8 protein-coding genes are annotated in these 6,565 nt (G+C 67.8%); 7 read left to right on the top strand and 1 reads right to left on the bottom strand.

Features of this window, described 5'->3' with window-relative positions; genetic code table 11:
- The 6 genes from U9977_RS19375 to U9977_RS19400 form a co-directional block, all read left to right on the top strand.
- Nucleotides 1-648: ABC transporter permease subunit (locus U9977_RS19375; protein ID WP_322750697.1), on the top strand; the 648-nt coding region annotated here is incomplete at its 5' end.
- The gene (locus tag U9977_RS19380; RefSeq protein WP_416210696.1) at nucleotides 621-1,427 is read left to right on the top strand and encodes an ABC transporter ATP-binding protein; all 807 of its coding nucleotides are present in this window, start codon (nucleotides 621-623) and stop codon (nucleotides 1,425-1,427) included. The genes U9977_RS19375 and U9977_RS19380, both read left to right, overlap by 28 nt.
- Entirely contained in the window at nucleotides 1,424-1,969 is a 546-nt protein-coding gene (locus tag U9977_RS19385; protein WP_322750698.1) for a cupin domain-containing protein, read from the top strand. The genes U9977_RS19380 and U9977_RS19385 overlap by 4 nt, the downstream gene beginning before the upstream one ends.
- Before the next feature lie 70 nt (nucleotides 1,970-2,039).
- Nucleotides 2,040-3,218: an LLM class flavin-dependent oxidoreductase gene (locus U9977_RS19390; RefSeq protein ID WP_322750699.1), complete on the top strand. Its 1,179-nt coding sequence runs from the start codon at nucleotides 2,040-2,042 to the stop codon at nucleotides 3,216-3,218.
- Nucleotides 3,219-3,232: 14 nt separating this feature from the next.
- The gene (locus U9977_RS19395; protein WP_322750709.1) at nucleotides 3,233-3,997 is read left to right on the top strand and encodes a glucose 1-dehydrogenase; all 765 of its coding nucleotides are present in this window, start codon (nucleotides 3,233-3,235) and stop codon (nucleotides 3,995-3,997) included.
- Nucleotides 3,998-4,244: 247 nt separating this feature from the next.
- Nucleotides 4,245-4,670, top strand: a complete 426-nt coding sequence (locus U9977_RS19400) for a MarR family transcriptional regulator (RefSeq protein WP_322750700.1) — start codon at nucleotides 4,245-4,247, stop codon at nucleotides 4,668-4,670.
- Nucleotides 4,671-4,730: 60 nt separating this feature from the next.
- On the opposite strand, the gene U9977_RS19405 is transcribed toward U9977_RS19400, so the two are convergent.
- Nucleotides 4,731-5,744, bottom strand: coding sequence for a Gfo/Idh/MocA family oxidoreductase (locus tag U9977_RS19405; protein ID WP_322750701.1), 1,014 nt, complete (start codon nucleotides 5,742-5,744; stop codon nucleotides 4,731-4,733).
- Nucleotides 5,745-5,951: 207 nt separating this feature from the next.
- Here U9977_RS19405 and thpR point away from each other — a divergent pair.
- Nucleotides 5,952-6,565, top strand: a 614-nt coding sequence (thpR, locus tag U9977_RS19410; RefSeq protein WP_322750702.1) for an RNA 2',3'-cyclic phosphodiesterase, incomplete at its 3' end; no start/stop codon positions are given.

The following is a 6,565-nucleotide window of genomic DNA, read 5'->3' on the forward strand; positions in this document are numbered from 1 at the left end:
GTGGTCACCACATTCGGCGATCTCGTCAGCAACGGAGATCTTCCAAAGGCGATCGGAGTGTCGCTGCAACGGGTCGGCAGCGGCCTGCTGCTCGGCGGGTCCGTCGGGATCTTCCTGGCGCTGCTGGCCGGTTTGTTCCGGCTCGGTGAGGATCTCATCGACGCGGCGGTGCAGATGATCCGGACAGTGCCGTTCATCGGTCTCATCCCGCTGTTCATCATCTGGTTCGGCATCGGTGAGACGCCGAAGATCGCTCTGATCGCCTTCGGTGTCGCCTTCCCGCTCTACCTCAACACCTACGCCGGCATCCGCAACGTCGACTCCAACCTGGTCGAGGCCGCGCGCACGGTCGGGCTGGGCAGGTTGGGCCTGATCCGACACGTCATCCTGCCGGGTGCGCTGCCCAACGTCCTGGTCGGCATCCGCTTCTCCCTGGCCATCGCATGGCTGGCGCTCATCTTCGCCGAACAGGTCAACGCCAACCGCGGCCTCGGCCAGCTCATGAACGACGCCCAGGAGTACCAGCGGACCGACATCATCGTGGTCTGCCTCGTGGTCTACGCCTTCCTCGGGCTCGCCGTCGACGCCTTCGTCCGACTTCTCGAAAGGATGCTGCTGTCGTGGCGACCAGCCTTCAGCGGAGCGTGAGCACGCTGCTCGCTCCCGCCGCTCCCGCTCCGCCCCGCACGACAGCACCGGAGGGCACCCCACTCGCGGTAGGGGTCCGCAACCTACGACGCGCCTTCGGTGCCAACACCGTGATCGAAAGCCTCGACCTGGATGTACCGGTCGGACAGTTCGTCGCGCTGCTCGGCGCGAGTGGCTGCGGGAAGAGCACGCTGCTGCGCATCCTGGCCGACCTCGACACCGAGATCAGCGGAGACGTCCGGGTGGCGTCCCGGCGAGCCGTGGCCTTCCAGGCACCGCGCCTGCTGCCCTGGAAACGCGTATGGCGCAACGTCATCCTCGGCCTGCCCGGGCGACCGGACAAGGCCCGCGCGATCGCGGCGCTGGAAGAAGTGGGCCTGGCCCACCGCGCCGAGGCCTGGCCCAAGACGCTGTCCGGCGGCGAGGCACAGCGGGCGTCGCTGGCTCGGGCGTTGGTGCGTGATCCTGAGCTGATGCTGCTGGACGAGCCGTTCGGCGCTCTCGACGCCCTTACCCGGATCAAGGCCCAGAGCCTTGTCGAACAGCTCTGGCAGCGCCACAACCCGGCGATCCTGCTGGTCACGCACGATGTCGAGGAAGCGCTCCTGCTGGCCGACCGTGCGATGATCATGAAAGATGGAGTGATCGCCCACAGCATTGACGTCACCCTGCCCAGACCCCGAAGCGTCACCGACCCGGCCTTCGTCGAACTACGGGCCGAACTGCTCGCCTGGCTCGGGGTCACCCATGACCCGCATCGGGGCACGAACGAGTCATGACCGCCGAGCGTGCACCCGCATTCGGCCCACCCGCATTCAGCCCACCCGACTTCGGCGATGTGGATCCCTTCCACCGCCGGCTCCACCAGATCACCCAGGCGAACCTGTGCCCGGACACCGCGCAGACCGGCGGAATGCTCCGGTTCTCAGCTATCAGCGGCACGACCGTCGGCTCGTCCACACTGTGGATGGGGCAGGTCCATGTCGCCCCGGCGACCGCATCCGGCGACCATCACCACGGCGACTCCGAGACAGCGATCTACGTGGTGAGTGGCCACCCGCAGTTCGTCTTCCTGGACCAGAACCTCGACGGGGAACCGGGGCCGAGCGCCGGGCGGGAGGTTCGCGTGCGGACCTCACCCGGCGACTTCATCTTCGTGCCGCCGTGGATCCCCCATCGCGAGGAGAACCCCGACCCCGACATCGAGGCCATCGTCGTGATCGCTCGAAGCACCCAGGAAGCGATCGTGGTCAACCTTGCGGGCCTGCAATGGGCCGGACCGGTCCTGACCAATGGCTCGGACGTCGACGGCTGTTCGTAGACCCCTCGCCGCTCGCATTCAGCTCGCACCCAGTTCGCACACCCATCCCCCGCTCGCAAGGAGTTCCACCATGCCCGTCGAGTTCATCGGCCTCATCTCCACCGCCCAAGGCTCGGAGACCCACCAGACATCAGGACCGGCCGTCGACCGCGACTACGTCCGCCGGATCGCGCGAGCGCACGAGGACGCCGGCTTCGACAAGGTACTCATCGGTTACGGTTCCAGCTCGCCTGACAACATCCAGGTAGCCGCCTACGCGGCCGCCAACACCGAGCGGCTGGGCTACCTGATCGCCCACCGGCCGGGTGTGGTCTTCCCGACCGTGGTGGCCCGGTACTTCGCCACCCTCGACCACTTCTCCGCAGGCCGGATCGCCGTCCACATCATCACCGGCGGCAACGACGCTGAGCAACGGCGTGACGGCGACTACCTGACCAAGGACGAACGCTACGACCGTACCGACGAGTACCTCGACATCGTCAGAAAGGCCTGGACATCGACCGAACCGTTCAGCCATGACGGCCGGTACTACAAGCTGGACGACCACCTGGCCACCGTTCGTCCGGTCCAGCAGCCGCACATCCCGCTCTACTTCGGCGGCTCGTCACCGGCGGCCTACCGGGTCGGTGGCAGGCAGGCGAACGTGTTCGCGCTGTGGGGTGAGCCGTTGGCCGAAACCGCCGAGCAGATCGCCGCGGTCAACCAGGCCGCGGCGAAGGCTGGCCGCCCCCGGCCCGGGATAAGCGTGTCGTTCCGGCCGATCCTCGGCCCCACCGAGGAGCTGGCCTGGGAACGGGCCCACCACATCCTGACGACCACGCGTGCCAACATCGACGCGCCCAACAGCATCTTCCGGCAGTTCCGCGCGCGCTACAGCCCCGATGTGGCGCCGCAGAACGTCGGGTCACAGCGGTTGCTCGCCGCGGCTGCCGCCGGCGAACTGCACGACCGGGCCCTGTGGACGCCGCTCGCCGCCGCTACCGGCGCCGCCGGCAACTCGACCGCGCTGGTTGGAACGCCCGACACCGTCGCGCAGGCGCTGCTCGACTACGTCGACATCGGCGTGACGACCCTGTTGATCCGTGGCTACGACCCGTACAACGACTCCATTGACTACGGCCGCCACCTCATTCCGCTCGTCCACGAGGAGGTCGCCCGGCGTGAGCGCGGTGAAGCCGCGAACCGCACCGCGATCGAGCCGGTACCCGCGGCACTCGCGGCAAACGGCGCCTCGGCGAGCGCGGGCTGAAAGGAAACACGACCATCAGCGAATTCGAGGGCAAAGTAGTCATTGTCACCGGTGGAGCCCGTGGCCAGGGAGCCGCTGAGGCACGTGCGTTCGCGGTGGCAGGCGCTGCGGTGATGATCGGCGACATCCTCGATGCCGAGGGACAGCACCTGGCCGCCGAGATCGGCGGCCAGGCTACCTATCACCATCTGGATGTCACCGACGAGCCTGCATGGATCGGCGTGGTGGCCGAGTGCGAACGGCGCTTCGGTCGACTCGACGTGCTGGTGAACAACGCCGGCATCGTCTCGTTCAACCGGATAGCCGACACCTCGCTCGAGGAATTTCAACGTGTCGTTGGAACAAATCTCACCGGAGCCTTCCTCGGTATCAAGTCGGCCTGCGGGCTCATGGGGCGGTCCGGCGGCGGCGCGATCGTGAACATCTCGTCGATCAACGGAATACGTGCCGGTGGTCGAACGCATGCCTACACATCCAGTAAATGGGGCCTTCGAGGCCTGACGAAAGCAGCCGCGGTCGATCTCGCAGATCAGAACATCCGGGTGAACGCCATCCTACCCGGTGTGATCGACACTGCGATGGTGCATGGCGGGGACGCCAGTACAAACGAGATCGAGGCACGATGGCTGCCCAATCTGCTCGTCAAAAGGCTGGGGGCCGTCGAGGACATCGCGCAGGCCGTTCTCTTCCTTGCCGGTGATCGGGCAGGTTTCATCACCGGAGCCGACCTGGTCGTCGACGGCGGCTGGACCGTTCCGGTACGACCCGGCGAAGGCTGACCGCACGACTGTCCGGCTTCCTTCGGAGAAGCCGCGCGACGACGGGACATGTGACGGACCATCAGCTGCCGACCAGCTACCGACCAGGTCGGCGCTGACCCGCCCACCACGCACCTGAACGAGGCACCTGAACGAGACACCTGAACGAGACACCTGAACGAGACACCTGAACGAGACACCTGAACGAGACACGGGGAAGGTCCAACCGCACTGGAACTTAGCGTCGCTAACAAGGTACCTTGACCTGATGGACAGTGCCACCGAAGCTCAACTCGCGTCGGTCCTCCGCCTGTCCGTGATGCGCCTGTCGCGTCGGTTGCGCCAGGAACGCTCGAACACACTGACTCCCACCCAGATCGCCGCCCTTGCGACACTGAAGCGACATGGCTCCATGACCCTTGGTGAGCTCGCGGCGCACGAACGGGTGCAGCCGCCGTCGATGACCCGGGTGGTCGCCCATCTCGCCGATGCCGGCCTGGTTGCTCGAAGCGCGCATCCCACCGACGGCCGCCAGGTCATCGCCGGGATCACCGCGGCCGGCCTCGACCTGCTTGAAGCCGACCATCGGCGCCACGACGAGTGGCTCGCCGAGCGGCTCGCGTCGCTGAGCCCGGACGAGCTGGCTGCCCTCAGCCGAGCCGCGCCCATCCTCGACACCCTGGCCGGCTCGTGATGGCCGCGCCGCATCGGACACCCGACGCGGTCAGGGTCGGGGGTCGGGGGTCGGGTCGGCCTACAGCTCCACCCAGCCGCCGCCGGCCCGGGAGGCGTCGGCGGCGGCGAGCAGCCGGCCGATCGTCAGAAGATCGTGGAAGGTCGCGCCGCGCACCAGACCGGAGTCGTTGAGCTCCGTGACCCGCACGACGTCGTAGGTCGCCTCGACCAGACCGGGACGCGCGCCCGGCACATCGCGCATCAGCAGATCCCGCGTGCCGTCCGCGTCCTGGCGCAGGACACGACGGCCCTGCACGACCATCCGCCCATCCGTGCCGCAGATCGTGATCGTGGCGGTGTCCAGTCGGCCGTCGGGTCGTTCGTTGACCAGCACCGTGGCGCCGCTGGACGACAGCAGCGCCAGGGTGACAGGCGCGGCATCGGTGAGGCTCGCGGCAGGCATGGCGGCCGGATGGGCACAAACGGCGATCACGTCTCCACACCACCGCACGACCAGATCCATGATCTCGGCTCGACCGGACGACCCGGCTGGGGCGGCGAACACGGTCACCTGGGTGATGCGGCCGAGTGAGGATGCTGACGCCTGCACGTGCCAGGCGGCCGGCCAGGCACGCCCGTTCATGGCGACGACGTGTGCGAGATCGGACTCCTCGGCGAGATCGGCAACGGCCTGCAACGCCTGCGGGTCAGCGGTCATCGGCCGCGACAGCAGCACGTGCAGCCCCGCTTCAACGGCCCTTCGGGCGATCACGTCGGACCCGGGCGGCGTCATCTCGATGCACACACACTCGATCTCGTCCGACAGCATCGCGACCAGATCCGCATAGGCCCTGGGTGCCTCGGCCTCCGCGGCCCAGGCCAGCGATTCCAGCGGCTCGGGCGCAAGGAGGCCCACGACGTCCACGCCCGCGTCGCGCAGGACCGACGCGGTCGTGCGGTCGCTGCCATCGGTCACCAGAACCATCGCACCGGGAAGATCGGGCTGGTGCCGCCGGGCGTCACGGCGGCGCTCACGCCATTCGCGGGCGCCTGCCGGGTCGCGTGAGGCCACCAGCTCGGGAACCGTTGTCACCCCCCGATAGTGCCTGCCACCGCGGCGACCTGGAGCGTAATTCGTAACTACTCCGTCTCAAACTCTCCACGCGGGGAAGTAAAAGGAATTTTGTCAAAATGATTTCTATCATTTCCCTCTTCGTGGTATGCACGATGAGTTCTGCCGTAGTCGGTTTCCCGGGAGCCGCCGGGCGCGCAGACTCTGCTGGCTATGGCTCGACTGTTCGTGGCTCTGGTTCCACCGACTGACGTTGTCGATCCGCTCCTCGCCGCCGTCAGACGGCTGCGGACCGACCATCGGCAGCTGGCGGCGGAGGTGCGTTGGGCCCCGCCCGAAACCTGGCACATCACGCTCGCCTTCCTCGGCGAGGTCCCGGCCGCCGTCCTTCCTGATCTCACCGAACGGCTCGCCGACGTCGCCCGCAAGCATCCGCCGGCATCGGTGACCATTGCCGGCGGCGGCCGTTTCGGATCACGGGTCCTGTTCGCCGATGTCGACGAGGAACCGCTGGCACCGCTGGCCGCGGCTGTAGGGCGGGAAGCGAAGCTGGCCGGCGTGGTCGGCCTCGACGACACGCGGGCCTGGCGTGGTCATCTGACCCTCGCGACCGTCGCACGATCGCATCCGGGACGCAGGCAGGGCGCATCACGATCTGGCGAACCCCCGGACGCGCCGGGGCCGGATCTGCGACCGATGGTGGCAGCACTCGCCGACGTCTCCTGTCGATCCTGGACGGCAGAGATGTTGATCCTGCTGCGGAGTGGTCCGGATCCCGCCAAGCGCTACGAGACAGCGGCCAGCTGGCCGCTGTCCGGTCGTCCGGGGGTCCGGTCCAGCTG

The organism is Protofrankia sp. Cas8, from assembly GCF_963555845.1.
Classification (GTDB): Bacteria; Actinomycetota; Actinomycetes; order Frankiales; family Frankiaceae; genus Protofrankia.